General features: G+C 53.3%; 12 protein-coding genes. 10 read left to right on the top strand and 2 right to left on the bottom strand.

Annotated features, from left to right (window positions below; genetic code table 11):
- Positions 1-34 precede the first annotated feature (34 nt).
- On the top strand, positions 35-1,414 hold the full coding sequence (ygjG, locus tag OGY04_RS03080) for a putrescine aminotransferase (protein ID WP_167371260.1): 1,380 nt from the start codon (positions 35-37) through the stop codon (positions 1,412-1,414).
- A 77-nt stretch (positions 1,415-1,491) separates the two neighbouring features.
- Here ygjG and OGY04_RS03075 read toward each other — a convergent pair whose 3' ends face one another.
- Complete coding sequence (locus OGY04_RS03075) at positions 1,492-1,824, bottom strand: tRNA-binding protein (protein ID WP_016157522.1); 333 nt, start codon at positions 1,822-1,824, stop codon at positions 1,492-1,494.
- Between the two features lie 209 nt (positions 1,825-2,033).
- Here OGY04_RS03075 and ebgR point away from each other — a divergent pair, with 209 nt between their 5' ends.
- From ebgR to OGY04_RS03040, 7 genes are all read left to right on the top strand, one after another.
- Positions 2,034-3,017, top strand: a complete 984-nt coding sequence (gene ebgR / locus OGY04_RS03070; RefSeq protein WP_286584719.1) for a transcriptional regulator EbgR — start codon at positions 2,034-2,036, stop codon at positions 3,015-3,017.
- 207 nt (positions 3,018-3,224) lie between these two features.
- A complete protein-coding gene (gene ebgA / locus OGY04_RS03065) occupies positions 3,225-6,317 on the top strand; it encodes a beta-galactosidase subunit alpha (RefSeq protein ID WP_234692403.1) in 3,093 nt (1,030 codons plus the stop codon).
- On the top strand, positions 6,314-6,763 hold the full coding sequence (locus OGY04_RS03060) for a beta-galactosidase subunit beta (protein ID WP_153686680.1): 450 nt from the start codon (positions 6,314-6,316) through the stop codon (positions 6,761-6,763). Before ebgA ends, OGY04_RS03060 begins: the two co-directional genes overlap by 4 nt.
- 65 nt (positions 6,764-6,828) lie before the next feature.
- Positions 6,829-8,262, top strand: coding sequence for an amino acid permease (locus OGY04_RS03055; RefSeq protein ID WP_057067542.1), 1,434 nt, complete (start codon positions 6,829-6,831; stop codon positions 8,260-8,262).
- A gap of 207 nt (positions 8,263-8,469) precedes the next feature.
- Positions 8,470-9,531, top strand: a complete 1,062-nt coding sequence (ygjJ, locus tag OGY04_RS03050) for a protein YgjJ (RefSeq protein ID WP_032945071.1) — start codon at positions 8,470-8,472, stop codon at positions 9,529-9,531.
- 16 nt (positions 9,532-9,547) lie between these two features.
- The gene (gene ygjK, locus OGY04_RS03045) at positions 9,548-11,899 is read left to right on the top strand and encodes an alpha-glucosidase (protein WP_234692406.1); all 2,352 of its coding nucleotides are present in this window, start codon (positions 9,548-9,550) and stop codon (positions 11,897-11,899) included.
- A 229-nt stretch (positions 11,900-12,128) separates the two neighbouring features.
- The gene (locus tag OGY04_RS03040; RefSeq protein WP_286584717.1) at positions 12,129-14,147 is read left to right on the top strand and encodes an NADPH-dependent 2,4-dienoyl-CoA reductase; all 2,019 of its coding nucleotides are present in this window, start codon (positions 12,129-12,131) and stop codon (positions 14,145-14,147) included.
- A gap of 160 nt (positions 14,148-14,307) precedes the next feature.
- Here the strand turns inward: OGY04_RS03040 and rlmG are convergent, their stop codons facing one another.
- On the bottom strand, positions 14,308-15,444 hold the full coding sequence (gene rlmG, locus OGY04_RS03035) for a 23S rRNA (guanine(1835)-N(2))-methyltransferase RlmG (protein ID WP_008785866.1): 1,137 nt from the start codon (positions 15,442-15,444) through the stop codon (positions 14,308-14,310).
- Between the two features lie 82 nt (positions 15,445-15,526).
- Between rlmG and OGY04_RS03030 the strand changes: the two genes are divergently transcribed.
- A complete protein-coding gene (locus tag OGY04_RS03030) occupies positions 15,527-16,027 on the top strand; it encodes a M48 metallopeptidase family protein (RefSeq protein WP_286584716.1) in 501 nt (166 codons plus the stop codon).
- A 72-nt stretch (positions 16,028-16,099) separates the two neighbouring features.
- The gene (locus OGY04_RS03025) at positions 16,100-17,098 is read left to right on the top strand and encodes a Gfo/Idh/MocA family protein (protein WP_286584713.1); all 999 of its coding nucleotides are present in this window, start codon (positions 16,100-16,102) and stop codon (positions 17,096-17,098) included.
- Positions 17,099-17,228 lie beyond the last annotated feature (130 nt).

Below are 17,228 nucleotides of genomic sequence, written 5' to 3'. Positions count from 1 at the left end.
GTATCATGTGATACGCGAGCTCCGGGAGCATATTTTGAACAGGTTACCTTCCAGCGCATCGGCCCTGGCCTGCAGCGCACACGCACTGAATCTCATCGAAAAGCGCACGCTTGATCATGAGGAAATGAAATCGTTAAACCGAGAGGTGATTGAGTACTTCAAGGAGCATGTCAATCCGGGGTTCTTAGAGTATCGAAAATCTGTAACTGCAGGCGGGGATTACGGAGCCGTAGAGTGGCAAGCGGGAAGCCTGAATACGCTTGTCGACACCCAGGGGCAGGAGTTCGTCGATTGCCTGGGTGGTTTTGGAATTTTCAACGTGGGGCACCGTAATCCAGTCGTGGTTTCCGCCGTACAGAATCAACTCGCGAAACAACCTCTGCACAGCCAGGAGTTACTTGACCCTCTGCGGGCCATGCTGGCAAAAACCCTCGCCGCACTGGCGCCCGGTAAACTGAAATACAGTTTTTTCTGTAACAGCGGGACCGAGTCGGTTGAAGCCGCCCTGAAGCTGGCGAAAGCATATCAATCGCCGCGCGGTAAATTTACGTTTATTGCCACCAGCGGCGCATTCCACGGTAAATCACTGGGCGCGCTGTCCGCTACGGCTAAATCCACCTTCCGTAAACCTTTTATGCCGCTGCTGCCGGGCTTCCGTCATGTGCCGTTTGGCGATATTAACGCAATGCGCACCATGCTCAGCGAGTGTAAAAAGACCGGTGACGATGTCGCAGCTGTGATCCTCGAACCGATCCAGGGTGAAGGAGGGGTGATCCTGCCGCCGCAAGGTTATTTGACCGCCGTTCGTAAACTTTGCGATGAGTTTGGCGCGCTGATGATCCTTGACGAAGTGCAAACCGGCATGGGGCGTACCGGCAAGATGTTCGCCTGCGAACACGAAAACGTGCAACCCGACATTATGTGCCTGGCCAAAGCGTTGGGCGGCGGTGTGATGCCAATTGGCGCGACCATTGCCACCGAAGAGGTGTTCTCCGTCCTGTTCGACAATCCTTTCCTGCATACCACCACGTTTGGCGGCAACCCGCTCGCTTGTGCAGCTGCGCTGGCCACCATTAACGTCCTGCTGGAGCAAAATTTACCGGCTCAGGCGGAGCAGAAAGGCGATATGTTGCTGGATGGTTTCCGCCAGCTTGCGCGGGAATACCCGGACCTGGTGCATGATGTACGCGGTAAGGGCATGCTGATGGCGATTGAGTTTGTCGATAATGAAATCGGCTACAACTTTGCCAGTGAGATGTTCCGCCAGCGGGTGTTGGTTGCCGGCACGCTTAACAATGCAAAGACGATCCGCATCGAACCGCCGTTGACGTTAACGATCGAGCAATGCGATCTGGTATTGCGATCGACACGCAAAGCCCTGGCAGCATTACGGGTGAGCGTGGAGCAAATGTAACAACCTTACCCGGCCTATAAAAGACACTCTTTTGTAGGCCGGATAAGGCGCAGCCGCCATCCGGCAATTAGCCTAACTTAAACAATCCGCACACCAGCAGGCATAAGGCGTTCTGGCGTCAACAGTACGCTTTCACTACCGTCGTCGGTTTCCGCACACAGCAGCATGCACTCTGATGTCTCACCGCGCATTTTGGCCTTTTGCAGATTACACAGCACCACCACCGTTTTGCCCATCAACTCCTCTTCACTGTAGTAAGGCACCAGGCTGGTTACGGTTTGCAGCGTACGCTCTCCCACATCTACCTGTACGATATACAGCTTATCGGCATTGTCATGGCGCTTTACCTGTGCGATTTTTCCAACACGTATTTCCATTCGGGCAAAATCAGCAAATGCGACGGTATCCATTGTTTTCTCCTTTGGTAAAATTTTACTAAATACTAGCAAAATATTTTCCGGGCATTGTTCTCAAAAGCGGGGAAATGACGTACTCATCACACTCTGAAAGCCCAGTTTTACCCCGAGCATGTCAATTAATCATGCTTTTTTTACTGAAAACAGATGAATAGATAAGCACTTCATTTACAATGCGCAGGTAACTCAGGGAAAAGGCAAACATGGCAACACTTAAAGACATCGCAATCGAAGCTGGCGTGTCCCTGGCGACAGTGTCCCGGGTTTTAAACGATGACCCCACGCTGAATGTAAAAGAAGAGACTAAGCATCGCATTCTGGAGATCGCGGAAAAGCTGGAGTACAAAACCAGCAGCGCCCGAAAGAACCAGACCAGCGCGCTCGGCCCCCAGCATATTCTGGCGCTCTACAGCTATCAGCAAGATTTGGAAATCAACGATCCTTACTACCTCGCGATCCGCCATGGGATTGAAACCCAGTGTGAGAAACTCGGGATCGAACTGACCAACTGCTATGAGCACAGTGGTCTGCCGGAGGGCAAACACATTACCGGCATTCTTATTGTCGGCAAGCCTTCTCCCGCTCTGCGCGAGGCGGCAACAGCGCTTACCGACAACATCTGCTTTATCGATTTCCATGAATCCGGCAGCGAATATGACGCCGTCGATATCGATCTGGCCCGCATCAGCAAAGAGAGCATCGACTTCTTCATTGCCCAGGGCGTCACCCGCATTGGTTTCATCGGTGGCGAAGACCAGCCAGGCAAGGCCGATATCCGCGAAGCCGCGTTTGTCGAATACGGTCGTCTACAGCAGGTCGTTTCTGAACAGGATATCTATCGCGGCGGTTTCTCCAGTTCATCAGGCTATGAACTGGCTAAAGAAATGCTGGCGAAACCCGACTATCCCAGCGCCCTGTTTGTGGCTTCAGACTCGATTGCCATTGGCGTTCTGCGCGCCATCCACGAGCGTGGTCTGAATATTCCGCAGGATATTTCGCTGATTAGCGTTAATGATATCCCAACGGCGCGTTTCACCTTTCCTCCGCTTTCCACCATTCGCATTCATTCGGAAATGATGGGCAGTCAGGGCGTCAACCTGCTGTTCGAAAAAGCCCGTGACGGGCGTGCGCTTCCCCTGCTGGTTTTTGTTCCCAGCAAGCTAAAACTGCGCGGCACCACCCGCTGAAATCCCCCGTTAACCCGCCCGGTTTCTTCTGATGCCGGGCGCGCATTGTCATGCATTCTTTTCCGCGTCCGAATTATTTTCGTGATCCAGTTAAAGTAAATCACCTCACCCGCTATATTTTAGTAAAACTTTTACTAAAATCACCATCAATTACACTTACCCACCATTACAATGAATGGTTCCGATTTTTCTCCACCGGGAGGCCTTATGAATCGCTGGGAAAACATTCAGCTCACCCACGAAAATCGACTGGCGCCACGCGCATATTTTTTCTCTTACGACTCCGTTGCGCAGGCTCGCTCGTTTGCCCGCGAAACCAGCAGTCTCTTTCAGCTGCTAAGCGGTCAGTGGAATTTTCAGTTCTTTGAGCATCCGCTGCAGGTGCCGGAAGCCTTTACGTCGCAGTTTATGAGTGACTGGGGCAGCATCACCGTCCCCGGCATGTGGCAGATGGAAGGACACGGCAAGCTGCAGTATACCGACGAAGGTTTTCCTTTCCCGATTGATGTCCCCTACGTTCCGACCAATAACCCCACCGGGGCCTATCAGCGTATTTTCACCCTCAGCGAAGGCTGGCAGGGCAAACAGACGCTGATTAAGTTTGATGGCGTAGAAACCTACTTCGAAGTTTACGTGAATGGTCAGTACGTTGGCTTCAGCAAAGGCAGTCGCCTGACGGCCGAATTTGATATCAGCGCGGTGGTGAAGACCGGTGATAACCTGCTGTGCGTTCGCGTAATGCAATGGGCTGATTCCACCTACGTTGAAGACCAGGATATGTGGTGGTCGGCGGGAATTTTCCGCGACGTCTATCTGGTCGGCAAACAGGCGACCCACATTCAGGATTTTACCGTTCGCACCGAGTTCGATGATGACTATCGCGACGCCACCCTCTCCTGCGACATTGCGCTGGAAAACCTGGCCTCCACGCCAGCGATAGCGTCGCTGGAATACACCTTGTTTGACGGTGAGAAGGCACTGCATAGCGGTGTGATTAACGCCCTGAAAGTGGATAAACAAACGCAGACCGCTTTTCATTTCAAGGTTAGCGCGCCGCAGCAGTGGTCTGCGGAATCGCCGTATCTCTACCATCTGGTGATGACGCTGAAAGATGCCAGCGGCAACATCCTTGAGGTCGTGCCACAGCGCGTTGGATTCCGCGATATTAAAGTTCGCGACGGTCTGTTTTACATCAATAACCGCTACGTGATGCTGCATGGCGTTAACCGCCACGATAACGATCATCTTAAGGGCCGCGCGGTCGGTATGGATCGCGTTGAAAAAGATCTGCTGTTAATGAAGCAGCACAACATCAACTCCGTACGCACCGCCCATTACCCGAACGATCCGCGTTTCTATGAATTGTGCGATATCTACGGCCTGTTCGTGATGGCCGAAACAGACGTTGAATCTCACGGCTTCGCCAATATCGGCGATATCAGTCGGATCACCGACGATCCACTGTGGGAAAATGTCTACGTTGAGCGCATCGTGCGCCACGTCCATGCGCAGAAAAATCACCCTTCGATCATCATCTGGTCGCTCGGTAACGAATCCGGATACGGCTGTAACATCCGCGCCATGTATCACGCTGCGAAAGCGCTGGATGACACGCGTCTGATCCATTACGAAGAAGATCGTGACGCTGAAGTGGTGGATATCATCTCCACCATGTACACCCGCGTGCCGCTGATGAATGAGTTTGGTGAATATCCGCATCCTAAACCGCGCATCATCTGTGAATATGCTCACGCCATGGGCAACGGTCCCGGCGGGCTAACGGAATATCAGAACGTCTTCTATCAGCATGATTGCATTCAGGGGCACTATGTCTGGGAGTGGTGCGATCACGGGATTCAGGCTAAAGATGACGACGGCAACGTCTGGTACAAATATGGCGGCGACTACGGCGACTATCCGAACAACTACAACTTCTGCCTTGATGGCCTGATTTATTCCGATCAAACCCCAGGACCGGGACTGAAAGAGTACAAGCAGGTAATTGCGCCGGTGAAAGTGCGCGCACAGGATCTGGCCCGCGGCGAGCTACGGGTAGAAAACAAACTCTGGTTCACCACGCTTGACGACTACACCTTGCATATTGAGGTTCGCGCCGAAGGAGATACGCTCTCTGTTCAGCAGATAAAACTGCGCGACGTTCCTCCCAACAGCGACGCGCTGCTGCAATGCGAACTGCCGGAGCTGGATGCGCGCGAAGCGTTCCTTAACGTCACCGTGACGAAAGATTCCCGCACGTCATACAGTGAAGCCGGGCATCACATCGCGACTTATCAGTTCCCGCTGAAGGCCAGAACGGCGGCTGCCGTACCGTTTAGCCTGCAAAACGCCAACCCTCTGACGCTGGAAGACAGCCGCCAGAGCTGCACCGTTCGCGGTTATAACTTCCATCTGACCTTCTCAAAGCTGACCGGTAAACCGATCGCCTGGAACGTCAATGGCGAAGAGCTGATTACCCGCGAGCCGAAGATTAATTTCTTCAAACCGACCATTGATAACCACAAGCAAGAGTTCGAAGGCCTCTGGCAGCCGAATCATTTACAGATTATGCAGGAGCATCTGCGCGAATTTACCCTTGAGCAAACCGATGATGCGCTGCTGATAACCAGCCAGACCATTATCGCCCCGCCGGTATTCGATTTCGGTATACGCTGCACCTATCGCTGGCGCATTGCCGCGGACGGTCAGCTGAATGTGGAACTTTCTGGCCAGCCTTACGGCGAGTACCGGGACATTATTCCGTGCATCGGTTTCACGATGGGCATCAACGGTGATTTGGGCCAGGTGGCGTATTACGGACGTGGTCCCGGTGAAAACTATGCCGATAGCCAGCAGGCCAACATCATCGACATCTGGCGCAGCAGCGTGGATGAGATGTTCGAAAATTATCCTTTCCCGCAAAACAACGGCAATCGTCAGGACGTGCGTTGGGCAACGCTAACCAACCGCCACGGCAACGGCCTGCTGGTGGTCCCGCAGCGCCCTGTCAACCTGAGCGCCTGGCGCTATACGCCGGAAAATATCTTTGCCGCACAACACTGCAACGCGCTACAGCGTAGCGATGACATCACCCTGAATCTGGATCACCAGTTACTGGGCTTAGGTTCCAACTCGTGGGGAAGTGAAGTACTCGATTCCTGGCGCGTCTGGTTTACGTCATTCAGCTACGGCTTCACGTTGTTGCCGGTTTCCGGCAGCGAATCTGGCGCTCAAACCACCGCCAACCGCGCCTTTGGCACCGGGTTCTTTTCCACGAATATGCACAGCGAGAATACAAAATGAGGATCATCGACAACTTAGAGCAGTTCCAGCAACGCTATGCTTCAGGTCGGAAATGGCAACGCTGCGTCGAGGCTATTGAAAATATTGACAATATTCAGCCAGGCGTCGCCCACTCTATCGGTGATTCCCTGAGCTACCGCGTGGAGACAGACTCCGCGACCGATGCGCTGTTTACCGGTCATCGTCGTTATTTTGAGATCCATTACTACCTGCAAGGGCAGCAAAAAATAGAGTATGCCGCCAAAGAGGATCTCCAGGTGGTTGAATATTATCGCGATGAAACCGATCGCGAATATCTGAAAGGTTGTGGAAAAACCATCGAAGTGCACGAAGGACAAATGGTTATTTGTGACAACCATGAAGCCTATCGTTTTATTTGTAATAACGCAGTGAAAAAAGTCGTACTCAAAGTCACCATCGAAGATGGTTATTTTCATAATAAATAAAAACACAGGCGGCGCCGACGTTGCGCCGCCAGTACCCTATAATAATCAGGAATCGGAGATGTGCTATGTCTGATACCAAACGTAATACCATCGGCAAGTTCGGCTTACTTTCACTCACCTTTGCCGCGGTTTATAGTTTTAATAACGTAATCAACAATAATATTGAGCTTGGTCTGGCATCCGCACCGATGTTTTTCCTCGCGACGATTTTCTACTTTATTCCGTTTTGCTTAATCATCGCCGAATTTGTTTCGCTGAATAAAAACTCCGAAGCCGGTGTCTACGCATGGGTAAAAAGTTCGCTGGGTGGACGTTGGGCATTTATTACTGCCTACACCTACTGGTTCGTTAACCTGTTCTTTTTTACCTCGCTTTTGCCCCGCGTTATTGCCTACGCCTCATATGCTTTTTTAGGCTACGAATACATTCTGACGCCGTTCGCAACCACCGTGTTAAGTATGGTGCTGTTTGCCTTCTCCACCTGGGTTTCGACCAATGGTGCAAAAATGTTAGGGCCGATTACCTCGGTCACCTCCACGTTGATGCTGCTGCTGACGCTGTCCTATATTTTACTGGCAGGTACGGCGCTGGTTGGTGGCGTACAGCCTGCTGACCCTATCACCGTAGACGCAATGATCCCGAATTTTAACTGGGCATTCCTCGGTATCACCACCTGGATCTTTATGGCGGCAGGCGGCGCGGAGTCGGTGGCGGTGTACGTCAACGACGTCAAGGGCGGCTCCAAATCGTTCGTGAAGGTCATTATCATTGCCGGAATTTTTATCGGCGTGCTCTATTCCATCTCCTCGGTGCTGATTAACGTCTTCGTCAGCAGCAAAGAGCTGAAGTTTACCGGTGGTTCGGTGCAGGTATTCCACGGCCTGGCGGCATATTTCGGCCTGCCGGAACTGGTCGTGAACCGCTTTGTCGGCCTGGTCTCCTTTACCGCAATGTTCGGCTCCCTGCTGATGTGGACCGCAACGCCGGTGAAGATCTTCTTCTCTGAAATTCCGGCGGGTATTTTCGGTAAAAAAACCGTCGAACTGAATGAAAACGGCGTCCCGGCCCGTGCAGCATGGATCCAGTTCCTGATCGTTATCCCGCTGATGATTATCCCGACGCTCGGCTCCAATACCGTGCAGGATTTAATGAACACTATCATCAACATGACCGCCGCCGCCTCGATGCTGCCGCCGCTGTTTATTATGCTGGCTTACCTGAATCTGCGTGCAAAACTGGACCACTTACCGCGCGACTTCCGTATGGGTTCGCAAAAAACCGGCATTGTTGTGGTGTCGATGCTGATCGTTCTTTTCACCATCGGATTTATTGCCTCTACCTTCCCAACCGGCGGCAATATCATAACCATTATTTTCTATAACGTCGGTGGGATTGTTATTTTCCTCGGTTTTGCCTGGTGGAAATACAGTAAATATATCAAAGGGCTAACCAAAGAAGAAAAAGCTGTTGAGGCGGCCCCTGCTTCAGATATCAATTAATGACTAAAACATAATAACAATAAATAATACTCGCCAAGGCTATAACCAAAATAATTCGAGTTGCATGAAGGCGGCAAGTGAGTGAATTCCCAGGAGCATAGATAACTATGTGACTGAGGTGAACGAACGTAGCTAACGCACATGCAGCTTGAAGTATGACGGGTATATAACAATAAAAATTAAATTTTATTTGCTTAGGATCGAAGCATGAAAAACATTAGCCATTGTTGCAGGGCAATTATTGCCCTGCCCTTTTTCTGCGTCTCCTCTCTGGGTGCAGAAGAAGTTCGCCCTGCAGAACACGACGACACGAAAACGCCAGAAATATCTTCCCCCTCATTTCGCTTTTATGGCGAATTGGGCATGGGAGGATATATGGATTTAGAAGGACAAGACAAACATAAATACAGTGATGGTACCTATATAGAAGGTGGCCTGGAGATAAAACACGGCTCTTGGTTTGGTCTGATCTACGGCGAGGGCTGGACCGTGCAGGCCGACCATCAGGGCAATGCCTGGGTTCCTGACCATAGCTGGGGCGGATTCGAGGGCGGGATCAACCGCTTTTACGGCGGTTATCGTACCAATGACGGAACGGAGCTGATGCTCAGCCTGCGCCAGGACTCTTCGCTGGATGACCTGCAATGGTGGGGGGATTTCACTCCAGACCTGGGCTACGTTATTCCCAACACCCGTGACATCATGACTGCCATTAAGGTGCAAAACCTGACCGGTCCTTTGCGCTACAGCGTGACAGCAACACCCGCCGGACACCACGACGAGAGCAAAGCCTGGCTGCACTTTGGTAAATACGATCGCTACGACGATAAATATACCTATCCGGCCATGATGAACGGCTACATCCAGTACGACCTGACTGAAGGCGTAACCTGGATGAACGGCCTGGAGATAACAGATGGTACCGGACAGCTGTTCCTGACCGGCATCCTTTCGCCCAACTTCGCCGCCCGCGCCTGGCACCACACGGGCCGCGCCGACGGGCTGGATGTGTCCGGCACCGAAACCGGCTACATGGTCAGCGCGATGTATGAAGCGCTAAAAGGCGTTTACCTCTCCACTGCTTATAGCTACGCCAAACACCGACCGGATCGCGCCGAGGACGAAACCACTTCCTTTATGCAGTTCGGTATCTGGTATGAATACGGCGGCGGCCGTTTCGCTACCGCCTTCGACAGTCGGTTCTATATGCAGAATGCATCCGGCGACCCGAGCGACCAAATCTTCCTGATGCAATATTTCTATTGGTAACAAGGACCGGAATACCATGAACATGAAACCTATTCTTACGCCGCTGGCCTGTATCCTGCTGATGAACTTCTCCGCACATGCCACCAGTGCTAACGACTTTAAAAACATCATTAATCGCACCGGTGCGCCGGGCTACATGCATGACTACGATCACGACGACCACCAGCGCTTTAATCCATTTTTCGATCTTGGCGCCTGGCACGGTCATTTGCTCCCGGACGGCCCTGCAACGATGGGCGGCTTTCCAGGCGTGGCGTTGCTGACCGAAGAATACATCAATTTTATGGCCAATAATTTTGACCGTCTGACGGTGTACCAGCACGGTAAAAAGGTCGATTTTGCGCTTGAGGCCTACAGCATTCCCGGCGCGCTGGTGCAAAAGCTGTCATCTAAGCATGTGCAAATAGAGATGACACTGCGTTTTGCCAGCCCGCGCACCTCGCTGCTGGAAACCAAAATCACCAGCAACACGCCGCTGGATCTGGTGTGGGACGGCGAGCTGCTGGAGAAACTGGAAGCCAAAGAGGGAAAAGCGCTGTCGGATAAAACCATTGATAGCGAATTCCCTGGCTATCAGCGCAAAATCACCGCCACGCACGACGGTCTGAAAGTCACCTTCGGCAAAGTGCGCTCAACCTGGGATCTGCTCACCTCCGGTGAGTCGGAGTATCAGGTGCACAAATCTGTCGCTATGAAAACCACGGTTAACGGTCATCGCTTTACGGGGAAGGCCCATATCAGCGGTTCGACAACTATTTACACCACCTGGTCTCATCTGCTTACCGCCGAGGATGTAGCGAAAGAGCAGCCGCAGATCCGCGATATTCTGGCGCGCCCGGCCTGGTATCTTGCTGCATCACAAAAGCGCTGGGCAGATTATCTGCAAAAAGGCTTAACCAACCCGGATGCCACAACGGAACAAACCCGGGTCGCGGTAAAAGCTATTGAAACGCTAAACGGCAACTGGCGCTCGCCAGGCGGTGCGGTAAAACACAATACCGTGACGCCATCGGTCACCGGCCGCTGGTTCTCCGGCAACCAAACCTGGCCGTGGGACACCTGGAAGCAGGCCTTCGCTATGGCGCACTTTAACCCGGAGATCGCCAAAGAGAATATTCGCGCCGTCTTTTCATGGCAGATTAAACCCGGTGATCCGGTTCGCCCGCAGGATGCCGGATTCATTCCCGACCTGATTGCCTGGAATCTCAGCCCGGAACGCGGCGGCGACGGCGGTAACTGGAACGAGCGCAACACCAAGCCCAGCCTGGCGGCCTGGTCGGTGATGGAGGTCTACAACGTCACCAAAGACAAGGCCTGGCTCGAAGAGATGTATCCAAAGCTGGTTGCGTATCACGACTGGTGGCTGCGTAACCGCGATCATAACGGCAACGGCGTGCCGGAATACGGCGCTACCCGCGATAAAGCCCACAATACTGACCGCGGCGAAATGTTGTTTACGGTGAAAAAAGGCGACAAGGAAGAAACGCTCTCCGGGCTTAACAACTACGCCACCGTGATCGATATGGGTCAGTATGACAGCCTGGAGATCCCAGCGCAGGTTGCCGCCTCGTGGGAGTCCGGTCGTGACGATGCGGCTGTATTCGGTTTTATCGATAAAGATCAACTGGATAAATACGTCGCGGGTGGTGGAAAACGCAGCGACTGGGTGGTGAAATTTGCCGAAAATCGCAGTAAAGACGGTAATTTGCTGGGTTACTCGCTGTTGCAGGAGTCAGTCGATCAGGCCAGCTACATGTACAGCGACAACCATTATCTGGCGCAGATGGCGACCCTGCTCGGCAAACACCAAGAGGCGCAGCGCTATCGCCAACTGGCGCAAAACCTCGCAGATTACATCAACACCTGCATGTTCGATCCGGCAACAAAATTCTTTTACGACGTTCGTATTGAGGAGCAACCGCTGGCAAACGGCTGCGCGGGTAAACCGATCGTCGAACGTGGCAAAGGGCCGGAAGGCTGGTCACCGCTGTTTAACGGCGCAGCAACGCAGCCCCATGCGGACGCGGTGGTTAAGGTGATGCTCGACCCCAAAGAGTTCAACACCTTTGTCCCACTTGGCACAGCGGCGCTGACCAACCCGGCTTTTGGTGCGGATATCTACTGGCGCGGGCGCGTCTGGGTGGATCAGTTCTGGTTCGGGCTAAAAGGGATGGAGCGTTACGGCTATCGCGATGACGCGTTAAAACTGGCGGATACCTTCTTCAGCCACGCCAAAGGCCTCACCGCTGACGGTCCGATTCAGGAAAACTATAACCCGCTGACCGGCGCACAGCAGGGCGCACCGAACTTCTCCTGGAGCGCGGCGCATCTCTATATGCTGTATAACGATTTTCTTAAAAAACAGTAATCTGTGACATAACGCCGGATGGCGCTTCGCTTATCCGGCCTACAAAGACACATTTTCACAGGCCGGATTAGGTGCTTGCACCGATATCCGGCATATTCGTCCTCTGGCTCCACTCCTTTTTTGAATCCCATCACAATCACGGCATTCCCCTTTTCCCTTTTACGCGGCGACGGCTAAATTATTAACTCATCCGACCACATAACAATAATTTTACATACTGGACACCTTTATGAGCTATCCGTCGCTGTTCGCCCCGCTCGATTTAGGCTTCACCACGCTTAAAAACCGCGTGCTGATGGGTTCAATGCATACCGGGCTGGAAGAGTATCCCGATGGTGCAGAACGGCTGGCCGCGTTCTACGCCGAGCGCGCCCGTCACGGCGTAGCGTTAATTGTGAGCGGAGGTATTGCGCCTGCGCTTTCCGGCGTGGGGATGGAAGGCGGTGCGATGCTGAACGACACCAGCCAGCTTGCTCACCATCGCGTCATTACCGATGCTGTGCATGATGAAGGCGGCAAAATCGCCCTGCAAATCCTGCATACCGGACGTTACAGCTACCAGCCGCATCTGGTGGCGCCTTCTGCTATTCAGGCACCCATTAACCGCTTTACGCCACATGAATTAACGCACGATGAAGTGCTGCAGTTGATTGAAGATTTTGCCCACTGCGCACAGCTGGCGCGGGAAGCGGGCTACGATGGCGTGGAAGTTATGGGGTCGGAAGGGTATCTAATCAACGAATTCCTGACACTGCGTACCAACCAGCGCGATGACCAATGGGGCGGTGAGTATGCCAACCGCATGCGGTTTGCCGTTGAGGTAGTGCGAGCGGTACGTCAGCGTGCCGGGAATGACTTTATTATTATCTTCCGCCTGTCGATGCTCGATCTGGTGGAAAACGGCGGAACCTTCGACGAAACCGTTCAGCTGGCGCAGGCTATAGAAGCCGCGGGGGCCACCATTATTAACACCGGTATTGGCTGGCATGAGGCGCGTATTCCCACTATCGCTACCCCGGTACCGCGCGGCGCGTTTAGTTGGGTGACGCGTAAGCTAAAAGGGCATGTGACAATCCCACTGGTCACCACCAACCGCATTAACGATCCCCAGGTCGCCGATGACATTCTGGCCCAAGGCGATGCCGATATGGTGTCGATGGCCCGTCCGTTCCTCGCCGATGCCGAGCTGCTGTCAAAAGCGCAAACCGGACGCGCAGATGAGATCAACACCTGTATCGGCTGTAACCAGGCCTGTCTGGATCAGATCTTCGTCGGCAAAGTCACCTCTTGCCTGGTCAATCCGCGCGCCTGCCATGAAACCAAAATGCCGATCGTTGCGGCAGCTGTGCCGAAAAATCTGGCGGTTGTCGGTGCGGGGCCTGCGGGCCTCGCCTTCGCCATTAATGCCGCAGCGCGCGGGCATCACGTGACGCTGTTTGACGCACATAGCGAGATTGGCGGGCAGTTTAATATCGCCAAACAGATCCCCGGCAAAGAAGAATTCTATGAAACCCTGCGCTACTACCGTCGGATGATCGACGTGACTGGCGTGACGCTGAAGCTGAATCACTTTGTCAGCGCACACGATCTGCACACCTTCGACGAAGTGATCCTTGCCAGTGGGATCGAGCCACGCATGCCGCCGATCGAGGGGATCGATCATCCTAAAGTGCTGAGCTATCTCGACGTTCTGCGCGATAAGACGCCAGTGGGTAAACGCGTGGCGATCGTGGGCTGCGGCGGGATCGGTTTTGATACTGCAATGTATCTGAGTCAGCCCGGTGAACCCACCAGCCAGAACATTGCGGAGTTCTGCGTGGAATGGGGGATCGACACCAGCCTGCAACAGCCTGGCGGCTTACGCCCGGAAGGTCCGCACCTATCCCGCAGCCCTCGCCAGATAGTGATGTTACAGCGAAAAGCCAGCAAACCGGGGCAAGGTTTAGGTAAAACGACGGGCTGGATCCATCGCGCCACCCTACTCTCACGCGGCGTGAAAATGATCCCGGCAGTCAGCTATCAGAAGATTGATGATGATGGGTTACACGTTGTGTTGAACGGTGAACCGGTGATCTTTAACGTGGATAACGTGGTGATTTGCGCCGGACAAGAGCCGCGCCGTGAACTGGTCGATCCGCTGCACGCGGCAGGTAAAACGGTGCATCTGATCGGCGGCTGCGATGTGGCGATGGAACTGGATGCCCGACGCGCTATTGCGCAAGGCACCAGGCTGGCACTGGAAATTTAACAGGATGTATTTCGTAGGCCGGATAAGGCGTTCACGCCGCCATCCGGCAATATGTGCATGTATCTATTTGCCTGATGGCGCGCAGCTTTCAGGCCTACAGAATCAGGCAGAATATTTGTTGTAGGCCGGATAAGGCGTTAGCCGCATCCGGCACCCGCTATTACCGACGGCGACCGGTTTTGACCGCTTTCAGCACCACGAATTTATTATTGGTGGCGATGGTTACGCAGTTGCCGAAAATCTTCTTCAGCTTGTGGAAGTAGTCGAGGTGACGGTTAGCCACAATATACAGCTCACCGTTGATTTTCAGGCAGCGACGGGCGTGGTGGAACATCTCCCAGGCAATGTTATCCGTCAGCGCATGCTTCTGATGGAACGGTGGGTTGCACAGCACGGCGTTAAAGCGGAACGGTTCGACGCCAGACAGCGCGTTGTTAATCATAAACTCGCAGCGATCCAGCGCTTCAGGCATGTTACTTTCCACGTTCAGGCGGCTTGAAGCCACCGCCATTGGCGATTCATCAACAAATACCACACTGGCTTCTGGGTTTTTCGCCAGCAGCGTCATACCGATAACACCGTTACCGCAGCCAAGGTCAACAATCTCCCCTTCGAGGTTTTCCGGCAGATGCTCGATAAAAAAGCGCGCGCCGATATCCAGCCCGGTACGGGAGAAGACGTTGGCGTGGTTATGGATAGTCCAGTCGGTGCCTTCCAGCTTCCAGCTTAGCGTTTGCGAGGCAGCGGCCAGCTCCGGTTTGCTGAACGTACAGTTGATCAATCGGGCTTTTTTCCACGCCAGCGTAGTGGTGGTTGGACCCAACACTTTTTCAAACAGTTCCAGCGTCGAGGTATGTACATCACGCGCTTTTGCCCCGGCGATGATGCGCGTTTCTGGCGTTACCACTTCGCGCAGCGCACGCAGTTGCTGCTCCAGCAGCGCCATGGTTTTTGGCAGCTTAATCAGCACCACGCCCGGCGCCTGCGGATAGTCAGCGGTACTGTCGAGGAACTTGACGCTCGACTCGGCAATATCGTTGTGACGCAGGTTCTCGCGCGTGGCAAGCTCGCTGAGATAGGAATCGCCGATGCTGTACGGCGTATGTTCCGCCAGCGCACAGCCCAGCGCGCCGAAGGTATCATTCAGGATCAGCACCGGGCCGCTAATCTCGGTATCGTCCAGCTGTTGCAGCAGATATTCATCTGCAGCTTCCCACGCCAGCAGCGGGTTAACGTCATCCGTTTCCGGGAAACGTTTAAGTGACAGCGAACGGAAACCGTTGTCTATGTGGCTCATCGGCCCTCCTGAATGGTAAAATTTCGGCGTATCCCTGAAAAGGGTGCGTGAGTATACACTTTTATGATTTGCGTGGACATGAATGAACCAACTAACTTACCTCCAGGGCTACCCGGAACATTTGCTTTCTCAAGTGAGAACGCTGATTGCTGAGCAGCGCCTGGGCGCAGTGCTGGAGAAGCGCTATCCGGGTAAGCATGACTTCGCGACCGACAAAGCGCTCTGGCAATATACCCAGGATCTGAAAAATCAGTTTCTGCGTAACGCCCCGCCGCTGAATAAAGTCATGTATGACAGCAAGATCCACGTTCTGAAGAATGCGTTGGGGCTGCATACCGCCGTCTCTCGCGTGCAGGGCGGTAAGCTCAAAGCCAAAGCGGAGATCCGCGTCGCCACCGTGTTTCGCAGCGCCCCAGAACCCTTTTTACGCATGATCGTCGTTCATGAACTGGCGCATCTGAAGGAAAAAGAGCACGACAAAGCGTTTTACCAGCTTTGCTGTCATATGGAGCCTCAGTATCATCAACTGGAGTTCGATACCCGCCTGTGGTTAACGCAACAATCGTTAAAGCAAACTGCGTAGTCGCGCACTGGCTTTGTCTTCAGGGCATGCTAAATTGACGAAAGAATCCCTTTTCGCAGCCTGAAGGCCTTTATGATACGTTTCGCAGTAATTGGCACAAACTGGATCACCCGCCAGTTTGTCGATGCCGCCCATGAAACCGGCAAATATAAGTTAACCGCAGTCTATTCTCGTAGCCTTGAGCAGGCGCAGACCTTCGCCAACGATTACCCTGTCGAACATCTGTTTACCTCGCTGGAAGCGATGGCGCAAAGCGAGGCGATCGACGCCGTCTACATCGCCAGTCCAAACTCTTTGCATTTCCCGCAGACCGAGCTGTTTTTGCGGCACAAAAAGCATGTTATTTGCGAAAAGCCGCTAGCCTCCAATCTGGCGCAAGCCGAAGCCGCTATCGCCTGCGCGCGTGAGAATCAGGTCGTGCTGTTTGAAGCGTTTAAAACCGCCTACCTGCCTAATTTCCTGCTGTTACAGCAATCACTACCCAGAGTAGGAAAAATCAGGAAAGCGTTTATCAATTACTGCCAGTACTCCTCGCGTTACCAGCGCTATCTGGACGGTGAAAATCCGAACACGTTTAATCCGGCGTTCTCCAATGGCTCGATTATGGATATCGGTTTTTACTGTCTGGCCTCGGCGGTTGCGCTGTGGGGCGAACCGCAGAGCGTTCAGGCCAGCGCCAGCCTGCTGGAAAGTGGCGTGGATGCCCACGGCGTGGTGGTGCTGAATTACGGTGATTTCAGCGTTACGCTCCAGCACTCAAAAGTAAGCGACTCGGTATTAGCCAGTGAAATTCAGGGCGAGTCGGGATCGCTGGTCATCGAGCATATCTCCGAATGCCAAAAGGTGTGCTTCGTGCCACGCGGGGGGAAAACGCAGGATCTGACGACGCCTCAGCACATCAATACTATGCTGTATGAGGCAGAGGCTTTTGCCCATTTGGTTGAATCCGGCGAAGTGGATCACCCGGCACTGGCCATCAGCCGTATTACCGCCAAACTGCAAACGGAGATTCGCCGCCAGACCGGCGTGGTTTTCCCGGCAGACGAAGCGGAAACATCGCTGACTGCGTAAAGGTGTGTAAAACGAATGTTGCAGGCCATTGACTGAAAGCATGGCCTGTAATATTTTGTAACCCGCAAAGGGGAGTAACTTCGTTGTCGGTTGATCGTCATTACGATGTGTGAAAAACCACATCCGGTCA

Source organism: Citrobacter sp. Cpo091, from assembly GCF_030332645.1.
Taxonomy (GTDB): domain Bacteria; phylum Pseudomonadota; class Gammaproteobacteria; order Enterobacterales; family Enterobacteriaceae; genus Citrobacter; species Citrobacter portucalensis.
Note: the sequence above shows the minus strand (reverse complement) of the source record. Positions and strands in the feature narration are given on the sequence as shown.

Coding starts and splice junctions, on each gene's coding strand:
- ygjJ (WP_032945071.1), top strand. CDS start 8,470: ATGAAAAACATTAGCCATTGTTGCAGGGCAATTATTGCCCTGCCCTTT.
- OGY04_RS03025 (WP_286584713.1), top strand. CDS start 16,100: ATGATACGTTTCGCAGTAATTGGCACAAACTGGATCACCCGCCAGTTT.
- OGY04_RS03055 (WP_057067542.1), top strand. CDS start 6,829: ATGTCTGATACCAAACGTAATACCATCGGCAAGTTCGGCTTACTTTCA.
- OGY04_RS03075 (WP_016157522.1), bottom strand. CDS start 1,824: ATGGATACCGTCGCATTTGCTGATTTTGCCCGAATGGAAATACGTGTT.
- rlmG (WP_008785866.1), bottom strand. CDS start 15,444: ATGAGCCACATAGACAACGGTTTCCGTTCGCTGTCACTTAAACGTTTC.
- ebgA (WP_234692403.1), top strand. CDS start 3,225: ATGAATCGCTGGGAAAACATTCAGCTCACCCACGAAAATCGACTGGCG.
- ygjK (WP_234692406.1), top strand. CDS start 9,548: ATGAACATGAAACCTATTCTTACGCCGCTGGCCTGTATCCTGCTGATG.
- ebgR (WP_286584719.1), top strand. CDS start 2,034: ATGGCAACACTTAAAGACATCGCAATCGAAGCTGGCGTGTCCCTGGCG.
- OGY04_RS03030 (WP_286584716.1), top strand. CDS start 15,527: ATGAACCAACTAACTTACCTCCAGGGCTACCCGGAACATTTGCTTTCT.
- OGY04_RS03040 (WP_286584717.1), top strand. CDS start 12,129: ATGAGCTATCCGTCGCTGTTCGCCCCGCTCGATTTAGGCTTCACCACG.
- OGY04_RS03060 (WP_153686680.1), top strand. CDS start 6,314: ATGAGGATCATCGACAACTTAGAGCAGTTCCAGCAACGCTATGCTTCA.